At 62.8% G+C, this 24082-nt stretch carries 21 protein-coding genes; 13 read left to right on the top strand and 8 right to left on the bottom strand.

Annotated elements, in window-relative coordinates; all coding sequences use genetic code 11:
• Positions 1-263: 263 nt before the first annotated feature.
• The 7 genes from VIM95_RS03655 (at position 264) to VIM95_RS03625 (ending at position 9274) form a co-directional block, all read left to right on the top strand.
• Positions 264-1730: an OmpP1/FadL family transporter gene (locus VIM95_RS03655; RefSeq protein ID WP_331983122.1), complete on the top strand. Its 1467-nt coding sequence runs from the start codon at positions 264-266 to the stop codon at positions 1728-1730.
• A gap of 337 nt (positions 1731-2067) precedes the next feature.
• Positions 2068-4437: a 3-hydroxyacyl-CoA dehydrogenase/enoyl-CoA hydratase family protein gene (locus VIM95_RS03650; protein WP_331983120.1), complete on the top strand. Its 2370-nt coding sequence runs from the start codon at positions 2068-2070 to the stop codon at positions 4435-4437.
• 138 nt (positions 4438-4575) lie between these two features.
• Positions 4576-5781, top strand: coding sequence for an acetyl-CoA C-acyltransferase (locus VIM95_RS03645; protein WP_331983118.1), 1206 nt, complete (start codon positions 4576-4578; stop codon positions 5779-5781).
• A gap of 124 nt (positions 5782-5905) precedes the next feature.
• Positions 5906-6472: a chalcone isomerase family protein gene (locus tag VIM95_RS03640; RefSeq protein WP_331983116.1), complete on the top strand. Its 567-nt coding sequence runs from the start codon at positions 5906-5908 to the stop codon at positions 6470-6472.
• 188 nt (positions 6473-6660) lie between these two features.
• Positions 6661-7137 (top strand): low molecular weight protein-tyrosine-phosphatase, encoded by a 477-nt coding sequence (locus VIM95_RS03635; RefSeq protein WP_331983114.1) that lies wholly within the window; start codon positions 6661-6663, stop codon positions 7135-7137.
• Between the two features lie 231 nt (positions 7138-7368).
• A complete protein-coding gene (locus VIM95_RS03630) occupies positions 7369-8658 on the top strand; it encodes an NCS2 family permease (protein WP_331983112.1) in 1290 nt (429 codons plus the stop codon).
• Between the two features lie 70 nt (positions 8659-8728).
• Positions 8729-9274: an adenine phosphoribosyltransferase gene (locus VIM95_RS03625; protein WP_331983110.1), complete on the top strand. Its 546-nt coding sequence runs from the start codon at positions 8729-8731 to the stop codon at positions 9272-9274.
• A 76-nt stretch (positions 9275-9350) separates the two neighbouring features.
• Here the strand turns inward: VIM95_RS03625 and prmB are convergent, their stop codons facing one another.
• Entirely contained in the window at positions 9351-10256 is a 906-nt protein-coding gene (gene prmB / locus VIM95_RS03620; RefSeq protein ID WP_331983108.1) for a 50S ribosomal protein L3 N(5)-glutamine methyltransferase, read from the bottom strand.
• A 200-nt stretch (positions 10257-10456) separates the two neighbouring features.
• Between prmB and VIM95_RS03615 the strand changes: the two genes are divergently transcribed.
• From VIM95_RS03615 to VIM95_RS03605, 3 genes are all read left to right on the top strand, one after another.
• Positions 10457-11875 carry a DEAD/DEAH box helicase gene (locus VIM95_RS03615; RefSeq protein WP_331983106.1) on the top strand — a complete coding sequence of 473 codons (1419 nt, stop codon included), beginning with the start codon at positions 10457-10459 and terminating at the stop codon, positions 11873-11875.
• A 135-nt stretch (positions 11876-12010) separates the two neighbouring features.
• A complete protein-coding gene (locus VIM95_RS03610; RefSeq protein ID WP_331983104.1) occupies positions 12011-12463 on the top strand; it encodes a YiiD C-terminal domain-containing protein in 453 nt (150 codons plus the stop codon).
• Positions 12464-12498: 35 nt separating this feature from the next.
• Entirely contained in the window at positions 12499-13431 is a 933-nt protein-coding gene (locus VIM95_RS03605; RefSeq protein ID WP_331983102.1) for a hypothetical protein, read from the top strand.
• A 110-nt stretch (positions 13432-13541) separates the two neighbouring features.
• Here the strand turns inward: VIM95_RS03605 and VIM95_RS03600 are convergent, their stop codons facing one another.
• Entirely contained in the window at positions 13542-14711 is a 1170-nt protein-coding gene (locus tag VIM95_RS03600; protein ID WP_331983100.1) for an HD-GYP domain-containing protein, read from the bottom strand.
• Positions 14712-14900: 189 nt separating this feature from the next.
• On the opposite strand from VIM95_RS03600, the gene VIM95_RS03595 reads away from it, so the two are divergent.
• Entirely contained in the window at positions 14901-17357 is a 2457-nt protein-coding gene (locus VIM95_RS03595; RefSeq protein ID WP_331983098.1) for a heavy metal translocating P-type ATPase, read from the top strand.
• Between the two features lie 4 nt (positions 17358-17361).
• On the top strand, positions 17362-17535 hold the full coding sequence (gene ccoS, locus VIM95_RS03590) for a cbb3-type cytochrome oxidase assembly protein CcoS (protein ID WP_331983096.1): 174 nt from the start codon (positions 17362-17364) through the stop codon (positions 17533-17535).
• A 6-nt stretch (positions 17536-17541) separates the two neighbouring features.
• On the opposite strand, the gene VIM95_RS03585 is transcribed toward ccoS, so the two are convergent.
• Both VIM95_RS03585 and VIM95_RS03580 read right to left on the bottom strand, forming a co-directional pair.
• Positions 17542-17706: a DUF3149 domain-containing protein gene (locus VIM95_RS03585; RefSeq protein ID WP_331983094.1), complete on the bottom strand. Its 165-nt coding sequence runs from the start codon at positions 17704-17706 to the stop codon at positions 17542-17544.
• A gap of 91 nt (positions 17707-17797) precedes the next feature.
• On the bottom strand, positions 17798-19225 hold the full coding sequence (locus VIM95_RS03580; protein ID WP_331983092.1) for a PLP-dependent aminotransferase family protein: 1428 nt from the start codon (positions 19223-19225) through the stop codon (positions 17798-17800).
• Between the two features lie 201 nt (positions 19226-19426).
• Here VIM95_RS03580 and VIM95_RS03575 point away from each other — a divergent pair, with 201 nt between their 5' ends.
• A complete protein-coding gene (locus tag VIM95_RS03575) occupies positions 19427-19597 on the top strand; it encodes a hypothetical protein (RefSeq protein WP_331983090.1) in 171 nt (56 codons plus the stop codon).
• Positions 19598-19610: 13 nt separating this feature from the next.
• On the opposite strand, the gene VIM95_RS03570 is transcribed toward VIM95_RS03575, so the two are convergent.
• The 4 genes from VIM95_RS03570 to VIM95_RS03555 all read right to left on the bottom strand — a co-directional run bounded on the left by VIM95_RS03570 (position 19611) and on the right by VIM95_RS03555 (position 23945).
• The gene (locus tag VIM95_RS03570; RefSeq protein WP_331983088.1) at positions 19611-21044 is read right to left on the bottom strand and encodes an amidohydrolase family protein; all 1434 of its coding nucleotides are present in this window, start codon (positions 21042-21044) and stop codon (positions 19611-19613) included.
• Positions 21045-21160: 116 nt separating this feature from the next.
• Positions 21161-21910, bottom strand: coding sequence for an SDR family oxidoreductase (locus VIM95_RS03565; RefSeq protein ID WP_331983086.1), 750 nt, complete (start codon positions 21908-21910; stop codon positions 21161-21163).
• A 275-nt stretch (positions 21911-22185) separates the two neighbouring features.
• A complete protein-coding gene (locus tag VIM95_RS03560) occupies positions 22186-22854 on the bottom strand; it encodes a glutathione S-transferase family protein (RefSeq protein WP_331983084.1) in 669 nt (222 codons plus the stop codon).
• A gap of 101 nt (positions 22855-22955) precedes the next feature.
• Complete coding sequence (locus VIM95_RS03555) at positions 22956-23945, bottom strand: glutathione S-transferase family protein (protein ID WP_331983082.1); 990 nt, start codon at positions 23943-23945, stop codon at positions 22956-22958.
• Between the last annotated feature and the right edge of the window lie 137 nt (positions 23946-24082).

The raw sequence follows: 24082 nt of genomic DNA, 5'->3' as shown, positions 1-24082 counted from the left end.
CCGCCCCAGCGTTGCCGCAGTACAAAAAATCCCCGGCCAGGCCGGGGATTTTTTTATGTGTCCGTTGCGCAACACTGTTACAAAAATGTCGTCAAGCTGGGGATTCGCGTAGTGGTCTGTTGCTTTTCGACTGTTTACTCTAATGCCTGTGATATTCTGAATTCCGTCGGCCGAGCGCTTGATTTGGCCGGAATAAACTAAAGCAAAACCTTCTCATGCCCCATGAATGGAGACATAAAACAATGAGGATGCACGCACTCCGTATGTCCGCGCTGCTGGTTGGCGCCGCTTTCGCCCAGCAGGCTCTGGCCTCGGGTTATCACTTTGGCACCCAGTCGGTAAGCGCACAGGGTACGGCCAACGCCTCCGGTGCCGCAGCCGAAGATGCCTCCACCATTTTCTACAACCCGGCTGGTCTGACCCTGGTCAAGGGCACGACCGTTTCGGGCGTGCTTGACCTCGTCGTACCCCATACCGAATTCCGTGACGGCGGCAGCCATACCTCCGGCGTCATCAACACCGCGACCGGCCAGACCCTGATCCCGGGCCGTGCCACCGGTGGCAGCAACGGCGGCGACTTCGTCAAGACCACCGCCGTTCCGCATGCTTACTTCTCGCACCAACTGAACGACACCACCACCGTTGGCCTGGGCGTGTTCGTGCCCTTCGGTTCGATGACCGAATACAACGATGACTGGGTCGGCCGCTACAACATCATCAAGACCGAACTCAAGACCGTTGCCATCAACCCGTCCTTCGCCTTCAAGGCGTCCGAGATGGTCAGTGTTGGTGGTGGTATCACCGCCCAATACATCCACGGCAAGTTGATCAAGGGTGCCGACTTCGGTTCGGGCGCGGTCGGCCTGCTGCTGCAGCAGGGCGCGATCAGCGCCGCGACCGCCAATGCCCTCCTGAACGTCGCCGGTGTTGCCGGTAACCCGAAGTACTCGGGTCAGGTCGATATCAAGGGTGACGACTGGGCCTTCGGCTGGAACCTGGGCGTGATGTTCAACATCGATCCGGCCACCCGTATCGGTGTTGCTTACCGCTCCAAGATCAAGCATGAACTGCAAGGCGATGCCGTCTGGACCGTGCCGCAGACCTTTGCCGCCGCGGGTTCGCCCTTCGGTCCGGCTGGTGCCCTGGTGCAAGGTAGCCTGAACGCCCGCTACAGCAACAGCGCCGCCACCCTGAACGTAGATACCCCCGAGTCGCTGTCGATCTCTGCCTTCAAGCAGATCAACGACAAGGTCGCGCTGATGGCCGACGTGACCCGTACCCGCCACTCGCGCTTCGAAGAGCTGCGCGTCGACTTCGCCAACGGCCTGGCCGACTCCAACACTCCCGAGCGCTGGGACGACACCACCAAGGTCTCGGTGGGTGGTACCTACCAGTTGAACGACACCATCAAGCTGCGCGGCGGCCTGTCCTACGACCAGTCGCCGGTCGATGACAGCAACCGTACCCCGTCCATCCCCGACAACAATCGCAAGTGGATCTCGCTGGGTGCCAACTGGGCCGTGAGCAAGGACAGTTCCTTCGACTTCGCCTACTCCTTCGTGCAGGTCGGCAAGCCCAAGGTCAATATCTTTGACAACGGTGGCCAGACCACGGCCAGCGGTGCTGCAACCTGTAACCAGGCTGCCAACACCTCCAGCTGCGCCACCCTGATCGGCGAATACAAGGTTTATTCGCACATTCTGGGGCTGCAATACAACCACCGCTTCTGATCGGAGCGATGGGCTGAAAACGGCGCGGGCCTTTGGCTCGCGCCGTTTTTTCTTGTACATTGCCGGCTGCATCTGTTGCACGCAGCCGACCGCCCAGACAGACGGCTGGGATTTTTTTGGCGCTTGATGTACTCTAGCAACCAAGCAAGCGCTAGGCTGAAACAAACGTTTGCATTAATGGTCTACGCTTAGGCCTGTCATGAACGCCTTCAACCGGGTTGCGGGCCCGGCGCCAAGAGGGTGGGAAGGCGTCCATGAAAGGCCCTACAAGACCCGAAGCGCGCGAATTGCGGTTGAATTTTGCGAGCCCCGATTGACATCCCCATCGAGGAACACCATGTCCCAATCCAAATTCATCGTACGCAAGGTGGCCGTTCTCGGCGCCGGCGTGATGGGCGCCCAGATCGCTGCCCACCTCGCCAACGCCAATGTGGAAGCCATCCTGTTCGACCTGCCGGCCAAGGAAGGCCCCAAGAGCGGCATCGCCCTCAAGGCCATCGAGGCACTGAAGAAGCAGAACCCGGCACCGCTGGCCTCCAAGGGCCGTGCCGACTTCATCACCCCGGCCAACTACGATGAGCACCTGCATCTGCTCAAGGATTGCGACCTGGTCATCGAAGCCATCGCCGAGCGCATGGACTGGAAGCTGGGCCTGTATGAAAAGGTTGCCCCGCACCTGGGCGCCAACACCATTTTCGCCACCAACACCTCCGGCCTCAGCATCAACAAGCTGGCCGAAGGCTGCCCGGCCTCAATGCGTGCACGCTTCTGCGGCATCCACTTCTTCAACCCGCCGCGCTATATGCACCTGGTTGAGATCATCCCTTGTGTGACCTCCGATGCCAGCACCCTGGATCAGCTGGAAGGCTTCCTGGCCACCACGCTGGGCAAGGGCGTCATCCGCGCCAAGGACACTCCGAACTTCGTGGCCAACCGCATCGGCGTGTACTCCATGCTGGCTGCCATCCACAATGCCGAGAAGTTCGGCATCCGCTTCGACATCGTCGATGACCTGACCGGCCCGCGCCTGGGTCGTCCGAAGTCGGCGACCTTCCGTACCGCTGACGTCGTGGGTCTCGATACCTTCGCCCACGTGGTCAAGACCATGCAGGACACCCTGCCGAACGATCCGTGGCATGCCCTTTTCCAGTCGCCCGTCTGGCTGCAGAAACTGATCGAAGCCGGTGCCCTGGGTGCCAAGACCAAGGTCGGTATCTACAAGCGTGAAGGCAAGACCAAGCTGGTGCTTGATCCGGCCGCCGGCCAGTACGTCGAAGCCAACAAGAAGGGCGATGACGCGGTCAAGGAACTGATGAAGATCAAGGATCCGGGCAAGCGTCTCCTGAAGCTCAAGGAATCCACCAATCCGGAAGCCCAGTTCCTGTGGGCCTGCTTCCGCGACGTGTTCCACTATATTGCTGTCCACCTCGACACCGTGGCCGATAACGCCCGCGACGTCGACCTGGCCATCCGCTGGGGCTTCGGCTGGAACGAAGGCCCGTTCGAGACTTGGCAAGCTGCTGGTTGGAAGCAGGTCGCCGAGTGGGTCAAGGCCGACATCGACGCCGGCAAGACCATCGTCAATACCCCGCTGCCCGCTTGGGTATTCGAGCGTGACGGTGTGCATGAAGCCGCCGGCTCCTACAGCGCTAGCAAGAACGCCCTGGTGCCGCGCTCCACGCTGGATGTCTACCAGCGCCAGCTGTTCCCGGCCCAACTGGTCGGCGAAGCTGCCCCGGTCTACGGCGAAACCGTCTTCGAGAACGAAGGCGTGCGCGCCTGGACCAGTGGTGACGGCGTGCTGGTGGTGAGCTTCCTGTCCAAGGCGCACGCCATTGGTCCGGCCGTGCTCGAAGGCATCAACAAGTCCATCGAGATCGCTGAAGCCCAGTTCAAGGGCTTGGTGATCTGGCATCCGGAAGAGCCGTTCTCGGTCGGTGCCGATCTGTCGTCCATGCTGCCTGCCTTCATGGCCGGTGACTGGGCTGCCATCGAGAAGATGTTGAAAGAATTCCAGGCCATGACCATGCGCCTGCGCTACAGCCAGATCCCGGTGGTTTCGGCTACCCGTGGCTATGTGTTCGGTGGCGGCTGCGAAGTCTGCCTGCACTCGGACCGCGTGGTCTCGCACCTCGAGAGCTATGTCGGCCTGGTGGAAGTCGGTGTCGGCTTGCTGCCTGGCGCCGGTGGCACCAAGGAATTCGCCCTGCGTGCTGCGCAAGAGGCCCGTGGCGATATCTTCGCCGCGCTGAAGGACCGCTACATGACCATCGCCACCGCCAACGTGGCCAAGAGCGCCGAGGAAGCCAAGGAACTGGGCTTCTTCCGTGAGTCGGACGTGATCGTGTTCAACCAGTACGAACTGCTGTTTGTAGCCAAGCAGCAAGCACTGGCCATGGCCGAGTCCGGCTACCGTGCTCCGCTCAAGATCAAGGGTTTCCCGGTTGCCGGTCGCTCGGGCGCCGCCTCGATCAAGGGTCAGCTGACCAATATGAAGGAAGGCGGCTTCATCTCGGCGCACGACTACCACATTGGCGCGCTGATCGCCGACATCATCACCGGTGGTGATGTGGAAGCCGGCACCCTGGTGGACGAGCAGTGGATTCTCGATCTGGAGCGCAAGGGCTTCCTGGCGCTGCTCAAGAACGAGAAGACCCAGGAACGTATCGCCTACATGCTGCAGAACAACAAGCCGCTGCGTAACTAATCGACCCTCTCACCTTTCTCGTGCCCGTCTGGGCCGGCGCTGCCGGCCCCGGGCCTGGCGAAGGGGGAGGGTGGCTACCCAGGCTAGGCCGGGCAGCCCTCTCTCCAGAGAAATCCTCAGGAATTTGGAGATTTTGAAATGACCAAACAAGTTCAAGAAGCCTACATCGTCGCCGCAACGCGTACGCCGGTCGGCAAGGCCCCCCGCGGCATGATGCGCTTCGTGCGCCCGGACGACATGCTGGCCCACACCATCCGTGAAGCCATGGCCCAGGTGCCTACCCTGGACCCGGCCCTGGTTGAAGACGTGATCGCCGGCTGTGCCTTCCCTGAAGCCGAGCAGGGCCTCAATATGGCCCGTATCTCCGCGCTGCTTGCCGGCCTGCCGTACACCACCGGCGGCCTGACCATCAACCGTTACTGCTCCTCCGGCATCAACGCCGTGCAGATCGCTGCCGACCGCATCCGCATGGGTGAGGCCGACGTGGTGATCGCCGGTGGCGCCGAATCCATGTCGCTGGTGCCCATGATGGGCAACAAGGTCTCGCTCAACCCCGATATCTTCGCCAAGGACGAAAACGTGGGCATCGCCTACGGCATGGGCCTGACCGCCGAGAAGGTGGCCGAGCAGTGGAATGTGTCGCGCGAAGACCAGGATGCCTTCGCCGTCGAATCGCACCGCCGCGCCCTCGCAGCTATCGAAGCTGGTGAATTCAAGCAGGAAATCAGCCCGATCGAAGCGATCTATCGCAACCCCAACCTGAGCACCGGTGAGGTCGAGATCGTCAAGAAGATGCTGGGTACCGATGAAGGTCCACGCGCCGGCACCACGCTGGAAGGTCTGGCCAAGCTCAAGACCGTGTTTGCCGCCAAAGGCTCGGTAACTGCCGGTAACTCCTCGCAGATGTCCGACGGCGCTGCTGCCGTGGTGATCGTGTCCGAGAAGATCCTCAAGCAGTTCAACCTGGTGCCGCTGGCGCGCTATGTCGGCTTCGCCGTCAAGGGTGTGCCACCTGAAATCATGGGCATCGGCCCCAAGGAAGCCATTCCGGCTGCCCTGAAGGTGGCTGGCCTGACCCTGAACGACATCTCCTGGATGGAGCTGAACGAAGCCTTCGCCGCACAGGCGCTGGCCGTGATCCGTGATCTGGGCCTCGACACCAGCAAGGTCAACCCCCTGGGCGGCGCCATCGCCCTGGGTCACCCGCTGGGCGCCACCGGTGCCATCCGCACCGCCACCCTGGTCCACGGCATGCGCCGCCACGGCCAGCAAGGTAAGTACGGCATGGTGACCATGTGTATCGGCACCGGCATGGGCGCCGCAGGCATCATTCAGGCGCTGTAAAGCGTTGCGCTAGCAAGCTCGTCAAGGCCGACGGTGTAGATCACCGCCGGCCTTGAACATTCCCGTGCGGCGAGGCGAGTGGCCGGCCGGAACGGGATGCCTATCTGCAGGAACGGAGACAACAATGAAGACTACTCTTGCGATGCTGCTGGCCGCTGCCAGCCTGTGGGCCGGCGCGGCCGAGATCGGCGAAGTCCGGGTTGACGACACCGTCAAGGTGGCTGGCCAGGATCTGACCCTCAACGGCGGCGGTGTCCGCTACAAGTGGGGCGTGGCCAAGGTCTATGTGGGTGCGCTCTACACCGCCCAGCGGACCGCCAATGGCGACGCCGTGATCGGCGACGCCAAGCCGCGCCGCATGACCTTGACCATGCTGCGCTCGGTCCCGACCGACAAGCTGCACGAATCCTTGCTCGATGGTCTGGAAGCCAACTGCAGCGAGGCCGAACTGGCCGCGCTGCAGCCGCGCATCAAGGAACTCAATGCCATCTTCCAATCGGTATCGGAAGTGAAGCAGGGCGACGTGATTGCGCTGGACTTCCTGCCTGGCAAGGGTACCCAGATCACCATGCGTGGTCAGGTCAAGGACGTGATCGCCGGTGACGATTTCGCCCGCGCGCTGCTCAAGGTCTGGTTGGGCAAGAACCCGGCCAGCAGCAGCCTCAAGAGCAATCTGCTCGGCAGCAAGTAAACCGCACCAGATTGCCGCTGTTTGGCAAGCCCGACGCCGCTACCGACGTAGCGGCGTCGGCATTTTCAGGACAAGGGAGTGGCCCCCCTGCGGCAACAGGGCCACAATCCAAGCAAGTGTTTGATTCGAGGGACATCCGATGTTACATTGCGCCCCTTTTTCGCGCCCTGGGCTGTAATTGCAAGGTGATGAATAGCAAGGAAATCAAGTCAGTCCTGATGGTCTGTACCGGGAATATCTGCCGTTCGCCAACGGCGGAGGGCGTGTTGCGCGCGCGCGCCGAGAAAGCCGGGCTGAACCTTGAGATTGATTCCTGCGGCACCCAGGACTACCACGTGGGCGAAGCGCCAGACCGGCGCTCTCAGCAACATGCACTCAAGCGTGGCTACGATCTCTCGCGCCAGCGTGCGCGCAAGTTCGCCGCCATCGACTTCAACCGCTTTGATCTGATCCTGGCCATGGACCGCAGCCATCTGGCCGCCTTGCGCGCGGAATGTCCGCTGCCGCAGCGCCACAAGCTGCAACTGTTCCTGGATTTTGGCTCGCTGGACAAGGGGGGCGAAGTGCCTGATCCCTACTATGGCGGCGACGCCGGCTTCGAGCGGGTACTGGATCTGATCGAAGATGCAGCCGACGGCTTGATCAGCCAACTGCGCAGCACCTAATAATAACGAGCCGTTAACAAAACCCAGCGAGGTGGTTCTGGCTAGGCGTGCGAGCTTAGACAGGACAACTAGTACGGCAAGCTCGCACAACAACGCCAGATGGGTTCTGTTAGCGGCTGCTAAACGCAGCGGCAAGGTTTGCCTGTCTGATCGCAGTTAGCCATAAGCAAGCTGCGTCGCAACACCCACGAATTGCGACATTCAAATATTTAACTGATTGGGGAACTACGAATGCTCGAAACGCTGTTCAAGCTGCGTGAGCACGGTACCGACGTAAAGACCGAGGTGCTGGCCGGCTTCACCACCTTCCTGACGATGGCCTACATCATCTTCGTCAACCCGGAAATCCTGTCGGCCACTGGCATGGATCTCAAGGCCGTCTTCGTGGCCACCTGTATCGCTGCTGCGTTGGGTTCGGCCGTCATGGGCCTGGTGGCCAACTATCCGATCGCGCTGGCGCCGGGCATGGGCCTCAATGCCTACTTCACCTTCTCGGTGGTCAAGGGCATGGGCGTGAGCTGGCAGGTTGCGCTGGGCGCCGTCTTCCTTTCGGGCATCCTGTTTCTGGTGATCAGCCTCTTCAAGGTGCGGGAAGCCATCGTCAACGCCATTCCCCATTCGCTCAAGCTTTCGATCTCGGCGGGTGTGGGTCTGTTCCTGGCCATCATCGCGCTCAAGAACGCCGGCATCGTGGTCGGCCACCCGGTCACGCTGGTGACGCTGGGCAATGTGCATGATCCCAAGGCCCTGCTGGCCATCTTCGGCTTTCTGCTGATCCTGGCGCTGGAGTACCGCAAGGTCACCGGTGGCGTGATCATCGGCATCCTGGTGGTAACCGTGCTGGCCATGCTGCTGGGCTACCAGCAATTCCACGGTGTTTTCTCCCTGCCGCCTGATCTGAGCCCCACGCTGCTGCAGATGGACATCAAGGGTGCGCTGACCGCAGGCCTCTTGGGTGTGGTGTTTGTGTTCTTCTTCGTTGACCTGTTCGATACCACCGGTACCCTGATCGGCGTCTCGCACCGTGCCGGCCTCTTGGACAGCCAAGGCAAGCTGCCGCGCCTCAAGCGCGCGCTGATGGCCGATTCGACCGCCATCGTGGCTGGTGCCGCACTGGGCACCTCGAGCTGCACCGCCTATGTGGAGTCGGCTGCCGGCACGGCTGTAGGTGGTCGTACCGGCCTGACCGCCGTGGTGGTGGCCATCCTGTTCCTGGCCGCGCTCTTCCTCTCGCCGCTGGCGGGTGCCGTACCTGCCTATGCGACCGCGCCGGCGCTGTGCTATGTGGCCGTGCTGATGGCCCGTGGCCTTGCCGAGATCAACTGGGACGACCTGACCGAGGCAGCCCCGGCTGCGATCACCGCGCTGGCCATGCCCTTCACCTTCTCGATCGCCGATGGTATCGCCTTCGGTTTCATCAGCTATGCTGGCCTCAAGCTGCTGTCGGGGCGCTTCCGCGACCTGTCGCCGACCGTGGTGGTCATTGCGGTGCTGTGGATCGTCAAGTTCGCTTTGTTCTGATTTTTGCCGGTAACCGCCCGGCCCGAGGCCGGGCCGGGCGCCCGTCGCACTTTTGCCGAGACGTAAACCCATGTTGATAGACCCAACCAGCTATATCCGCGAGCGCATCCGTACCGTGCCGGATTGGCCACAGCCGGGCGTGCAGTTCCGTGACATCACGCCACTGCTGCAGGACCCCAAGACCTTCCGCGTACTGGTCGACTGCTTTGTGCACCGCTATATGGACATGCAGGTGGATGTGGTGGCCGGTGTGGATGCACGTGGCTTTATCCTCGGCTCGGTGATCGCCTACGAGCTCAACCGCGGCTTTGTACCGGTGCGCAAGAAGGGCAAGCTGCCTTTCCACACGGTGGCGGAGGAATACGAGCTGGAGTACGGCTCGGCGACGGTAGAGCTGCATTCGGATGCCATTCGCCCTGGCCAGCGCGTGCTGTTGATCGATGACCTGGTTGCCACTGGTGGCACCATGATCGCGGCCTCGCGCCTGATCAAGAAGCTGGGCGGCGAAGTGTTTGAAGCTGCTGCCATTGTCGACCTGCCCGAGTTGGGCGGCTCGCGCCTGATCCAGGAGCAGGGCATACCGCTGTTCACGGTTTGTGATTTCGCCGGCCACTGAGCCAGTGCGGAAACCGTCGTGCAGCAAAACAAAAGGGGCCGGCAGGCCCCTTTTTTCTTGATACGCGCCTGGTGTATCAATAACCGGCTTCGATCAGCATCTCGCGGGTCAGCAGGAAGACAAAGCCATCACCGCCGCTGGTATCGAGCCAGATGAATTCCAGTTCTGGGTACTGCGGCTCCAGCACCTCGCGGTTGTGGCCGATCTCAACCACCAGCACGCCGTGCGGGTTGAGGAAGCGGCTGGCGTTTTCGATGATGGTGCGGGTAGCGTCCAGGCCATCCTCGCCACTACCCAGCGCCAGTTCCGGCTCGTGCAGGTATTCCTGGGGCAGGGCGGCGACCGAGGGGGCATCCACATAGGGCGGGTTGGAGATGATGAGGTCATAGGTCTCGCCCTCGACCGCGGTGTAGAGGTCCGAGCGCAGCAGCCGCAGGCGCTCGGAGAGGCCGTATTGCTCGACGTTGATCTCCGCCACTGCCAATGCGTCGGCCGAGAGATCGACGGCATCGACCTCGGCGTCGGGATAGTGCTCGGCCAGGAGGATGGCCAGGCAGCCGGAACCCGTGCAGAGGTCAAGTGCGCGGTGCACCAGTTCCGGGTATTCGATCCAAGGCGTCAGCGATTCGGGCAAGAGCTCGGCGATAAAGGAGCGGGGTACGATCACCCGCTCATCCACATAGAAGCGGTAGGGGCCCAGCCAGGCTTCGCGGGTCAGGTAGGCGGCCGGCTTGCGGCTGCTGACGCGGGCCTCGATCAATTGCAGCGCAGCATCGAGCTCGGAGGGCAGGAGGCGGGCGTCCAGAAAGGGCTCAAGCTTATCCAGCGGCAGCTTGAGGCTGTGCAGGATCAGATAGGCTGCCTCGTCCCAGGCGCTGTGGCTGCCGTGGCCGAAGAACAGTTCCGCCTCGTTGAAGCGGGAAACGGCAAAGCGCAGAAGGTCGCGCACGGTGAGCAGATGTTGGCGGGCTGCGGTGTACATAGGTGTGGCGCTTGAATGGTGGAAAGGCGATCCGGCAAGGCCGGCAAGGCTGTCATTCTACCGGAGCCGGTGGCGTTAACCGCGAGTTCGGGGATTTTCCTTTGGAATTCGTGGCTTAGCGGTTTCAATCGTTGCCGCAGACGCGTATAGTGGCGACCTCACGGGCGCATGGCCCGTTTTTGTCTTGGAGATTCACCCGCATGTCTTTTGACAGCCTCGGCCTCCACGCCGAGATTCTGCGTGCCGTTCTGGATTCCGGCTACACCGAGCCGACGCCGGTGCAAGCACGCGCCATCCCCGTGGTCCTGGCCGGCCGCGACGTCATGGGCGGCGCCCAGACCGGTACCGGCAAGACGGCAGCCTTTACGCTGCCCATGCTGCACAAGCTGCAGCCCTATGCCAATACCAGCGCATCCCCGGCCCGTCATCCTGTGCGTGCCCTGATCCTGACGCCGACCCGCGAGTTGTGCGACCAGGTGTTCGCCAGCGTGACCACCTACGGCAAATACCTGCCGCTGCGCGCTACTGCCGTGTTCGGTGGCGTGGACATGAAGCCGCAGACCGAATCGCTGCGTCGTGGTTCCGAGATCGTGGTGGCCACCCCTGGTCGCCTGCTGGACCATGTGCAGGCCAAGTCCATCGATCTCTCGCAGGTCGAGATCCTGGTGCTCGATGAAGCCGACCGCATGCTGGACATGGGCTTCATACTCGATATCCGCCGCATTCTCAGCCTGCTGCCGGCCCACCGGCAGACCCTGCTGTTCTCGGCCACCTTCGCGCCCGAGATCAAGAAGCTGTCGGAAGACTTCATGCGCAACCCCGAGTTGATCGAGGTTGCCCGCCGCAATGCCACCAACGAATCGGTGACCCAGTACTTGCACGCTGCAGAGCCGGCAGTGAAGCGCCGTGTGCTGGCCCACCTGATCCGCCATCATGATATGCAGCAGGTGATCGTCTTCACCCGCACCAAGCTGATGGCCGAGCGCCTCTCGCGCGAGCTCAAGCGCGATGGCTTCAATTGCGAAGCCATCCACGGCGATCGTACCCAGCAGTCGCGCCTCGAAACGCTGGCCGCCTTCAAGGACGGCAGCCTGCGCGTGCTGGTAGCGACCGACGTGGCGGCGCGTGGTCTGGATGTGACCGAGCTGCCCTTCGTGGTCAACTTCGAGCTGCCGACCAATGCCGAGGACTATGTGCACCGTATCGGCCGTACCGGCCGTGCCGGTGCCACCGGTATCGCCATCTCCCTGGTCGGTGCCGACGAAGACAAGTCGCTGTGTCAGATCCGCAAACTGACCGGCAAGGCGCTGGAAGTCACCGCCGTGCCGGGTGAGCCGGCGCAGCGCGAAAACCGTGAAAGCCGCGAGCGCCCTGTCCGCGAGTACCGCGAAAGCCGCGAGCCGCGTGCCGAGCGCGAACCGCGCACGCCGCGTGAAGGTGGTCGTCGCAGTGATATCCACCAGGTGGAAACGCCACTGGTTGAAGGACGCCGTACCAACCATTCGGCCGCCCTGGGCGGTCGCGTGGCCGGTGCCATCACCCACTTCCACCGTGCGCGCGACGTTGCGCGCGAGCTGCCGGCACTGCTGCTGCCGCCGCGCTATACGGTATCGAAGTAAGGCCTGAAAGGCGTACCGCTCGGTGCGCCTTTTCTTTTCTACCGTGTTACCGGTGATTGCTTACCGGTAAACATGTTTGCGCCATTGCAGAGGGCCCCGTACAGTGGACGCTCCTACTTTGGAGCCCTGCTTCACATGTCCCGAGACTGGACCTCCTTCTTGCGCTCCAGCATGCCGCTGGCCGATGCCATGGCCGTGACGGCCCAAACGCTGCCTGACGGTCGTATTGCCCTGGCGGTGCCACTTGGCCCGAATGTGAACGATAAGGGGACCGGCTTTGGTGGCAGCGTCGCCACCCTGGCGACCCTGGCCGGTTGGGTAGAGGTGCAGCGCCAATTGGATCAGTTCGCGCCTGCTTCCGGCGTCGAGATCGTGATCCAACGTGGGGAGACGCACTATCTCAAGCCCATCCGCAATGATTTCGAGGCATGCGCCATATTGCCGGATGCGACTGAGCTTGAGCGCTTTCTGCGTCTCTATGCCCGCAAGGGGTTGGCTCGCCTGGCCTTGACGGTGGAAGTGCACTGCCAGGGTGAGCACGTGGCGCAGTTTGGCGGCGACTATGTCGCCAGCCGCAATGCGGCGTAACGCATCTGGCATCTCTGCCCGCTATGCTGAAAACGATGGCATCACGTTCCGCTCCCCTGTCCTGTCTTTTCGCTGGCCTCTTGTTCCTGTTGCCGCTTTTCGGTGTGGCCGGCGAGACAACGGAGGTTCGCTACCTGCTGGGTCAAAGCCTGGCCGACCGTCGCTATGAATATTACTGGGGCCTGCTGGATGCGGCCCTCAAGGCGACCAGTGCCGAACAGGGTCCTTATCTGATGACGCCCAGCGGTGTCAGCATGAGCCCGGCTCGTGCGGCGCTGGAGGTGGAGAGCGGTGGGCAGATCAACATCATCGTCCGGACCACCTCGCCGGCCTTGGAAAAACAGTTGCGACCTGTGCGCATACCGCTAGACAAAGGCCTGACCGGCTACCGGTTATTCCTCGTCCGTAGTGAATCGCAAGGCGCGTTCGATAAGGTCGACAAGCTCTCAGACCTGGCCCCGTTCAAGATCGGCCAGGGCAAGGGCTGGGTGGATGTGCAGATCCTGCGCGAGTCCGGCTTGCAGGTGGTGGAAGGGGAGACCTATGACGGGCTTTTCCAGATGCTCAGGGCAGGGCGCTTCGAGCTGTTCTCGCGCGGGGTGAATGAGATCAGCGGTGAGCTTGCCAGCGCCCGTCAGCAGCACCAAGCGCTGGCGATTGAGCGCCATCTGCTGCTCTACTACCCCTTGCCACGCTATTTCTTCGTCTCTCGCACACCAGAGGGCGAACGGCTTGCTGCCCGACTGGAGGCCGGCCTGCTGCGCTTGATGCAAAGTGGGGAGTTCGATCGGCGCTATATGGCCTACAAGCAGCAGGCCCTGGCGGGGTTGTCGCTGGCTGGTCGGCGTGTGCTGCGCCTGCCCAACCCCACGCTCTCGCCTGAGACACCGCTGGGCAATACCCGTTGGTGGGATGATCTGGCCGAAGAGCTCAAGGTACGCCGCCCCGGCAGCCGGGAGCAGCGTTGAGCATGCTCCGCGCAAGGAGGTAATCCCAAACGATACCGCCCCGCCGCACTGACACCAGGGAACCCTCCCTGACGCGTGTCAGTGGGGTTTCAGCGGTTCCTAAAGGGTGTTTAGCCCCGGTACGCCGCGCTGCTGCCCCAGATCGCTTCCATATTGACGTAGGCCGAGAGCTGCTTGGGGTCTACCGTCTCCTTGATGGCGAACTGGTCTATGCCGGTATCACGCGCTACCGCCAGGCCAAGCTTCTGGCCATCGGCGCTTAATATGCTCTTGACCTGTGGGGTGTTGACCTTGCCACCGGCACGGGTGACGACGCCGATCTCGCCATTGGCGAGGCGCACCAGCATGCCAGGCGGGAAGATGCCCAGGGTTTTGATGAAGTGCGAGGCGACGGTCTGGTCGAGTGATTTACCGCGCTCGAGCAGGATGCCCTTGAGCGCAACGTTGGATGCGACCGCCGGGCGGTAGGATCGCGGAGTGACCCGGGCGCAGAAGAGATCGGCCAGGGCGATGATGCGCGCCCCCTGGCTGACCTGGTCCTCCCACAGCCCGCCTGGGTAGCCGCTGCCGTCTATGCATTCATGGTGCTGCTCGACCGCGCCCAGCCAGAGGGCATCCTTCACACCGGCTTCGCGCAGCATGTCGGCACCCATCATGGGGTGGCGCTCCAGCCGTGCCCGTTGGGCCGGCGTAAGCGGGGTGGTTTGTTCCTTGAGCTGATCCTGGAACTCGATCATGCCGATATTCATGGTCAGCGCGGCAGCAACGATGGAGCGGGACTCGGCGCGCGTGAGTTCCAATGAACGGCAGACCAGGGCGGTTACGATGGCGGCGTTGACCATATGGCGTACCGCGTACTTTCCTTCCTGGCGCAGCAGGATCATGGCGATGGCCACGTCACCGTCGACCTCGCAGGCCTGGATGATCTCGCTTGCCATCTCCTCAACCTTCTCGCTGAGCCAGCGGCCGTGGATGCTGCGGTCGAGTTGGGTGACCATGGTGTCGAGCTTGCGCCGGGCGGCCATCAGCACGCCGACGGTCGAGGGCGGCTTGTTGGTGGCCTGGATGGCGCGCACCTTGGCGGCACGCCACTCCTCGCGGCTCTTGAGCAGTTCCTCGCGGTCCGCATACAGACCCATGGCGATCAGCCGAGCCAGCAGCTGCTCGTTGCCGATGATCTTGCCCTTGGGGATCAGCAGCTTGCCGGCCTCATCGTACATATTCCAGAGCGTACGATCGCCCGCCACCACATCGTTGGTCCCTACCTGTTCGAATTCCATCCAGACTTCCTGTCGCGACACGCCTGTCGGGCGCGTCGGCTTCCCCGCCGTTATTGTTTCGTGCTGGTGTTGCGGCAATTCCTGCTACGCCGGGCGGCATGATCCGCTTTTGCGCCAGGTCAGGGAATACCGCAGTCCAGGATCTAATGATAGGCGGAGTCGCCCCTGCGCCGGGTAGAATTCGTCTCCATGCAAGCCGTCTCTTGTTTCCACTGTGGCGAAGTCGTCGCAGCCGGGGATATTTCCCCCATCCGTTACCCCGTCACCTATCGCCAGATTGAGCGCGCCACTTGCTGTACTGGCTGCCAGGCCGTGGCGCAGACCATCGTCGCTGCCGGGCTGGATAGCTACTACGAGCAGCGCGAGCAGCCGGCCGACCGCGCTACGCCGCTGCCGGATGATCTGCAGGCACAGCTCAGGCTCTACGACGCCGCCGAGGTGCAAGCCAGCTTTGTAAAGCTGGAGGATGGTGAGGTACGCGAGGCGGCACTGATACTCGAGGGCATCACCTGCGCGGCCTGCATCTGGCTCAACGAGCGGCAACTGATGCGTCTGCCCGGCGTCTTGGAAGCCAGCGTCAACTACACCACCCACCGCGCGCGAGTGCGCTGGCGGGCTGATCAGGTGCAGCTGTCCGACATCCTAGCCGCTGTCGCCAATATCGGTTACCGCGCCCACCCCTACGACCCCGGTCGGCAGGACCAGTTGCGGCAGAAGGAACGCAAGGCCTCACTGGCGCGGCTGTGGATCGCCGGGCTGTCGATGATGCAGGTGATGATGTACGCGGTACCGGTCTACCTGGCACCTGTAGGCGAGATCTCGCCCTCCATGCTCAACCTCATGCAGTGGGCCAGCATGGTGCTGACCCTGCCGGTAGTGCTCTACGCTTGCAAGCCTTTCCACCAGGGCGCTTGGCGCGACGCCAAGCGCGGCAGGGTGGGTATGGATGCGCCAGTGGTCATCGGCGTCTGGGCGGCCTTTATCGCCAGCTGCCATGCCACCTTGACCGGGCATGGCGAGGTGTATTTCGATTCGGTCTCCATGTTCGTCTTCCTGCTGCTGGGTGGTCGCTATCTTGAAGGCATGGCCCGCCGTCGAGCCGGCGAGGCCGCCGAGTCGCTGGTCAAGCTGATCCCGGCCATTGCCAATCGGCTCGATGGCTGGCCGAAAGCGCGCGACGCAACGCCGGTGCCGGTTGCCCAGCTTGGCTTGGGGGACGTATTGCTGGTCAAGCCGGGTGAGCACTACCCGGCCGATGGCACAGTACTGGAAGGCAACGGCCAGGCCGACGAAGCGCTGCTGACCGGTGAATCGCGGCCCGTTGCCAAGATGGTGGGCGATGCGGTGATCGGCGGTGCCATCAACCTCGATGCACCGCTGCTGGTCAAGGTGAGCCATGTGGGCCAGGAAACGCAGCTGGCCGGCATTGTGCGATTGCTGGACCGTGCCCTGGCCGAGAAGCCCCAACTGGCGCAGCTGGCCGACCGGGTGGCCGGCTGGTTCGTGGCTGTACTGCTTTTGATCGCCGCTGCAGGCTGGTTCTGGTGGCATGCGCACGACCCGCAACACGCCTTGCCGATCACCGTGGCGGTGTTGGTGATCTCCTGTCCCTGCGCGCTGTCGCTAGCCACGCCCGCGGCCCTGACCGCTGCCACCGGCCGCCTGGCCCGGGCCGGTCTATTGGTTACCCGTGGCCATGCACTGGAGACCTTGGCCAATGCGACCGATCTGGTCATGGACAAGACCGGTACCTTGACCCACGGTCGTCCTGTATTGCTGGCGGTCTATCGGCCAGATGGCGTGACCATGGACGAGCAGATGCTGCGCCGCCTGGCGGCAGCGCTGGAGGCTGCTTCCGAGCACCCCATCGCCCATGCCTTGCAGGCGGGCGTAGATCTGGCCGGCCTTGCCGGTAGCGACTACGCCAACCATCCAGGTGGTGGGGTTGAGGCCACCGTGGAGGGCACCCGTTACCGCCTGGGCCGCCCGGACTTCGTGGCTGCCTTCTGCCGGGCCCCCATGCCAGTCGATGCCGCCCAATGGCGGCGGGACGACACGGTGGTCTGGTTGGCCGATGCGCAGCGCTGGCTGGCAGGTTTTGCGCTGGGTGATGCGCTCAAGCCGGAGGCGGCGGCTTTTTTGCAGGCCGGCCCAGGCCTCACGGTCCATGTATTGAGTGGCGATGCAGTCGGCCCGGTCGAGGTGATTGCCAAGCAGCTGGAGATCCCCAATTGGCGGGCGGCGGCAATGCCGGCCGACAAGCTCGCCTACGTGCAGGCCCTGCAAGCGCAGGGTCGGCGGGTGATCATGGTGGGCGATGGCGTCAACGATGCGCCAGTACTGGCGGCGGCGGATGTTTCTGTTGCGGTAGGCGGCGGTGCAGAAGCGGCACAGGCAGCGGGCGATCTGGTTCTTGTGGGGCCGCTGACGGCATTGGGCGAGGGGCTGCACGTGGCCAAACGGACTAGGCAGGTAATACGCCAGAACCTCTGGTGGGCGCTGGGCTACAACCTGGTGGCGCTACCCGTGGCCTTGGCTGGCTGGGTCACACCTTGGCTGGCCAGTCTCGGTATGGCGCTGAGCTCGCTCCTGGTGGTGGTCAATGCGATCAGGCTGGCGGCACCCCGCCGGAAAGCGGGACAATAGTGCCATGGAAAGCCTCTATCTGCTCGTCCCTCTCTCTGTCCTGGTCGCGGTCGGCGGTGGCCTCTTGTTCTGGTGGGCTACCCGTGGTGGTCAGTTCGACGATCTGGAAGGCCCGGCGCATCGCATCCTGCAGGACGACGACAGCACCAAGCCTGATGATCACGGATCGCCGCGGTAAAACGCCTTACTGCTTGTTGGCAACGCGACGTGCCTCTGCGGCCTCCGCATCCAGCACGTGTCGACGTACGAAGATGAAGATGTAGGTGGCCATGCCGATGATAAAGCCGATGGTCATGAGGCTCAGGATACCGATATCGGTAGTAAACAGGTCGGTCAGCGCGACGTTCATGGTGCAATCCCCTATGCAATGGTCTTCAGGGCTATTGCACTCCTAAGCGCCGCAGAGGGTCTTGACCCAGGTCAAGCCCGGCCGCCATCGCTCACGCCAGTACGGCGGCCTCTGCCTGCACGGCATGCGCCAATTCGCCGATCACCCGCACCCCCTGTTCGAGCTCTACCGTCATGGGGTGGCCGGTGTTGATGCGCAGGCAATTGTTGAAACTCTCCCCCTGGCTAAATAGCGCACCCGGTGCGAATACATAGCCCTCGCAATGGCTGCGGCGTTGCAGCTCGGTCATGTCGGTACCCTCGGGCAGTTCCAGCCAGAGCAGCATGCCGCCGGAGGCACAGGCGACACGCGTGCCCTTGGGGAAGTAGCGGAATACTGCTGCCCGGTAGGCCGCCATCTGGCTCGCCAGTTGGCTGCGCAGACGTCGCAGGTGCGGTTCGTACTGGCCGCTGGCCATAAAGCTCGCCAAGGTCTGCTGGATCAAGGCCGCTACCGGCTCGCCATGTACCTTACGGCAGGCCTGCAGGGTCAGTCGGTGCCGGCCGGCTGCGATATAGCCGACGCTGAAACCTGGGCTGATCACATAGCGGTAGTCGCCGCAGTAGAGCACATTGTCGTGGCGGTCGAAGGCCTTGACCGGCTTGGGCCGCTGCGGGCCATGGGTCAGTTCGCCAAAGATATCGATCTCGATCACCGGCACGCCATGCCGGCCGGTCAGCTCCGCGAGGCGGGCTTTTTCCTTGTCCGGCATCAGGCTGCCGGTGGGGCTGGGGAAATTGGCGTTGACCACCAGGGCGGCCACCTTGTGGTGGCGCAGGGCAAATTCCAGCGCATCGACCGACAGCCCGTCACAGGGATGGGAAGGTATCTCGAGGGCCTGCAGACCCTGGCCCTCCAGCATCTCCAGCGTACGCAAGGGGCCTGGGGCGGCAATCGCCACAATGTCGCCCGGCTTGGTGAGAAGGCGCAGACACAGGTCCAAGGCCTCCGTTGCGCCATGCGTCAGCACGATCTCATCGGGCAGGAAGTCACAGTCCAGCAGCAGCGAACGACGGGCAATCTGCTCCCGCAGCGCGATATCGCCGGTATAGGACGCATCGTTCACGATGTTGTCGTTACGGTGCAGCTGTTGCACCAGCAGCTTCTTGAGCGCCTTGGTCGGAAAGAGGCTGTCGTCGATGGCCGACATACCCAGGAAGTGGTTGCCACAGGTCTGGGCAAACTCCATCACCAGCTTGCGGTGGCCCTCCAGCTCGATGGCCTTGGGCCGGCCGGGCAGGGCGCACTGGCTTGGGTAGGCAAAGGACTGGGTGCGGACAAAGAAGCCTTGCCGTGGCCGAGCCTCGATCAGGCCACGGTCTTCCAAGATATGCAGGGCATGGGTCACGGTGGCTGGGCTGGCGTCGTGCAGTGCACAGAGCTGCCGCACCGAGGGCACCTGGTCACCCGGCTTCAGCACCCCGCTGCGTATGCAGTGGCTCAAGTCGTCGGCAAGCTGCTGGTAGCGGGGCGTGGTCATGGCGGCGGTCGTGTGGAGGCGATGAGGGATGATAGAGCCAGTACTACTGTGCCGTATCAGCACAGCAAACCGCAATTTTGATCAGCACAGGAGTGGAAATCCGGTTCCTGTATCGATCAAAACTCCCTGGTCATGGGTCTAATCGGCACAGGCCCGGCTCCCTAGAATGGGCGGCGTTTCTCATCACCTGAGGAGTACGCCATGTTGCAAGGATTGCTGCGTTGGATAGATACCAGCCCGGTATTGCCCAAGCGGGAACGCACCGAAATCGCCCCGCCGGAGCAGCGCTGCTGGGCAAGCGATCACCCTCTGGCCGAACCACGTGAACGGGTGCTGGATCGCCGGGCCGAAAACATGCTGAGTGGCTTCTGACCCGGTTGTTAACTTAACGCTGGCCGGCTACCCATGCTGCGGTGTCGGCCAGCATGCCATCCAGTCGCTGCCGGTCTAGCCATACCCCCTTGCTGACGACGCCACGGATCTGCCGGGTGGCGCCGATATCGGCCAGCGGATTGGCATCGAGTACGAGCATGTCGGCGACCTTGCCAGCGGCGAGATCGCCATAGCGATCCAGCTTGCCCAAAAAGCGTGGGCCGTTGATCACCGCCGATTGCAGCGCCTGCTGTGGGCTCATGCCGTATTTCACATATAAGGCGATCTCGTCATGCAGGGCGGGGCCAGGGTAGTCGTAGGAATTCAGAAATCCGGCGTCGGTGCCGGCGATCACGGTCACCCCTTCCTGCAATAGCAAGGGCAGCAGGCTGGCCGCCTTCTCATAACTGGCGTGGCGGAAGGCGATGGCGTCGGGTTCATCCAGCGACGCGCGCTTCACCCGCCAGCCGTAGGTCTGCTTGAGCCCAGGGCCGATGTACTTCAGATAGTCATCCTGGCTGTGGTCGTCCTGATCGAGGTAGGCCGTGATACGGATGACCGACAGTGTAGGCACCACCGCCGTACCGAGCTTGGCCATTTGGCGGAAGGAGGCGCGAGCTGTCGCCTCGTCGTAGCTCTGCAGTGTCTCCACCATGGCCTGCCGGCCGCTCAGCTTGCCGGCTGCCACCTGTGCGGTGAGTTCTGCTTCGCGCGGGGTAGCGGCGCGCAGCAGATAGGGCAGGTGTTCCACCGTCCCCAGGCCGGCTTCGAACATCTGCGCCAGCGGTAGCTGCGCGGGTATGTGGCCGGAGGTCTTCAGGCCGCGGGCCTTGGCCTGGCGCAACGCTTCCAGATAGATCTCGGGTTTGAGCGTGTTCTCGGTGATCTTCACGAAGTCCACCTGCTGCGCCTGCAGGCTGTCGAGCGCGCGGCTGACTTCCTCGGGTGTACCGACCTCTATCGTGCCCTTCCAGAGCGGCTTGTAGCCTTCGAGCTTGGGACCGGAGGCAAAGATGGTCGGGCCTTGCAGCTTGCCTTCCTTGATCGCCTGCCGCCAAGCGAGCACGGTGCTACTGAGGTCGCCGGCGCAGTCGCGTACCGTGGTGATGCCGTTGGCGAGATAGAGCGGCAGGAGGCGCTTGTTCTCTTCGATCAACGTGTCGCCACCGCCAAAGTGCACATGGCTGTCCCACAACCCCGGCATCAGGTACTTGCCTGGCAGGCTCACCACTTGGCGTGCCTGGTAGGCTTTCAGCTGCTTTTCGTCGACCACGGCAATGATCTCACCACCACGGCTGACCACAGCCTTGCCCTGGAGCAGGCGGCCATGCTCGACGTCGATCAGGGTGGCGGATTTGAGGACCAGGTCGGCGGGGATCCTGCCGGCGGCCCGTGCGGCGACGCCTGTCAGGCTCAGACCCAGCAACAGGGGGAGCAGCTTAATCATGGTTCGGTTCCGCTACGTCGGGGAGCCGCCATGCTACTGCATCCGACCCGCGGGCGAACGGTCCATAAAAGCCGAAACCGGGCATGAAGCCCGGTTTCGGCTGGCTTGCTGGGTGCTTAGAGCTGGCTCATGCCGCCGTCGACGATGATCTCGGTACCGACGATAAAGGCCGATTCCGCTGCTGACAGGTGCAGCACGGTCGAGGCAACCTCGGCCGGGGTACCGAAGCGACCAAGCGGAACCTGGCTCTGGATCTGGGCAGCCACACTCTGCAAGGTATCGGCATCCATGCCCAACTTGCCATACAGGGGGGTGGTGGTCGGGCCGGGGCTGACCACGTTGACGCGCACACCGCGCGGCAACAGCTCGGAAGAAAGCGTCTTGGCCAGGGAGATCAGCGCGGCCTTGCTGGCGGCATAGACCGAGGAGTTCGGCATGCCGATATGGGCGTTGATCGAGCCATTCAGCACAACGGAGGCGCCCTTGTTAAGCACTGGCAGCAGGGCCTGGATCTGGAAGTAGGCGCCCTTCACATTGACGTTGAAGATCTGGTCCCAGAAGTCCGGCGTCACGTCCTGGAAGGCAGAGAACTTGGCGGCCCCTGCATTGATGAAGACGGCATCCAGGGTGAGTTGGCGAGCGTTGAGAGCGGCAGCCAGCTCGGTTGCCCCTGCCACGGTGCTGGCGTCGTTGCGGATAGCGATCGCCTTGCTACCGATCTCGGCGACGGCTTTGTCGAGTGCCGTGGTGTCGCGGCCAGTGATGACCACGGTGGCGCCCTCTGCTGCATAGGCTTGTGCTGCGGCCAGGCCAATGCCAGTGCTACCGCCGGTGACCAGAACAGTTTTGTTTTCGAAGCGTTGCATGATGAATCTCCTTTAGGTGGGGTGTTGCGTTACGGTGAGGCCATCATGCGCCGCCGCTATTCGCTTGCCGTACCAGCTTGGTGTTAGATTCGTGCGATTTCATCGAACGTGTTGTGGGGTAACGTTCTGCTGCCATGGTGGGCGCCACAATGACAAGGCGCCACCCCCTTTAGAGGGGGCGGCGCCTAACCGCGCACAGGCGGGTGGTACCGAGGAGTGATCAGCAGTGGGCAACCAAACAGGCGATCAGCCGGCCTGCTGTATCTTGCTGCCGATCAGGCGTTTTGCGGGAACAGGGCGCGACGGGTTTCTTCGTCGAAGTCTGCCTTCAGAGTCAGCCTCTCCTTGAGCTTGCCGGCGCGCTGGGCGGCCGGGCGCTCGGAGATCTCGGCCACCAGGCGCTGCACGTGTGGGTAGTCGCTCAGGCCCTTCTCGCCAAGGATGTAACCAGCAAAATTGGCCCAGCCCCACAGCGCCATATCAGCAATGGTGTAGCTGTCTCCAGCCAGGTAGCGTGAAGTAGCCAGATGGTCGTTCAGTACCGCGTAGTGGCGCTCCACTTCCTTGAGGTAGCGGTTGCGGGCATAGGGCAGGGCCTCGGGGGCATGGTGCAGAAAGTGCACCGCCTGGCCCGAGAAGGGCGAGAGGCCGGTAGCGATAAAGAACAGCCAGGACAGCATCTTGCCCTTTGCATCCGCCGGGGCCAGGAAGCGGCTATGTTGCTCGGCCAGTTGCAAGAGGATGGCGTGCGAATCGAAGGTGACCTGGCCGTGTTGCTCGATGGCCGGCACCTTGCCGTTGGGGTTGATGCGGCGGAAGGCCGCGGTGTGCTGCTCACCCTTGAAGGTATCGACGGCGATCAACTCAAAGGGCGTCTGCAATTCTTCCAGCAGCAGGGCGACTTTCATGGGGTTGGGGGAGGGGTGGAAGTAGAACTTGAGCATGGTGTTTCCTCGAAGGTAGATAAAAGTAGAGACGAAATAAGCCGGTGACCCTGCACTGGCGCAGGGGCACGAACGTTAAAGCGAAGGCGTGAAAAGAGGGCTTAGCTGGCGGCGCGCAGCTGCCGACGGTCATGTGCTGCGGTGAAGTCCAATACGGGGCCCAAGGGGACTATGCCGCTGGGGTTGATGGTGCGGTGGCTCTCGTAATAGTGACCCTTGATGTGGTCCATATTCACCGTGGCAGCGATGCCGGGCAGCTGATAGATGTCGCGCACATAGGCTGAGAGCTGCGGATAGTCGGCAATGCGGCGCAGATTGCATTTGAAGTGGCCGACATAGACCGCGTCGAAGCGCACCAGGGTGGTGAACAGCCGGATATCCGCCTCGGTCAGCGCATCGCCCAGCAGGAAGCGCTGCCTGGTAAGGCGGTCCTCCAGCCAGTCCAGGGTATCGAACAGCGGGTAGAGTGCTTCCCGGTAGGCGGCCGCGCGGGTGGCGAAGCCGGCCTTGTACACGCCATTGTTGACCGTGTCGTAGACCAGGGCGTTGATACGGTCGATTTCGCAACGCAGGGCTTCCGGGTAATAGTCACCCGGCTGGGCGCCAACACTGTCGAAAGCACTGTTGAACATGCGGATAATCTCGGACGACTCATTCGAGACGATGGTGCCGCGCTGCTTGTCCCACAGCACCGGCACGGTCACCCGGCCGGTGTAGTCGGCCTTGGCGGCACGGTAGACCTCATGCATCACCCGCGCATCGTTGACGGTGTCGGGGATCACGCCTGGGCCGGCCTCGAAGGTCCAGCCTTCGCTCAGCATGCGCCAGTGCACCACCGACACGCTGATCATGTCCTCCAGGCCCTTGAGTGCCCGCAGTATCAAGGTGCGATGGGCCCAGGGGCAGGCCAGGCTCACGTACAGGTGGTAACGACCCGGCTCTGCCTTGAAGCCGCCAGTGCCGCTGGGGCCGGGGCTGCCGTCGGCAGTGATCCAGTTGCGGAACGCCGCGTCCTGGCGCACAAAGCGGCCACCGGTTGATTGGGTCTCGTACCACACGTCCCGCCACACGCCATCGACCAGCAAACCCATCTACAGCCTCCATCACTCTCAAGCGCACGGCATGTTGCCAACGCGCTGCATTCGGTTAGGGGCGGCGCACAGGCAGCCCAGGATGCCGCCATATTGAATGGACATTCTTCGCTTGCCGTACCATATTCACGGCGAAC

The sequence above is a fragment of the Chitinimonas sp. genome, assembly GCF_036568685.1.
Taxonomy (GTDB): Bacteria; Pseudomonadota; Gammaproteobacteria; order Burkholderiales; family Chitinimonadaceae; genus Chitinimonas.
This window is presented reverse-complemented; position numbering and strand designations above follow the sequence as displayed.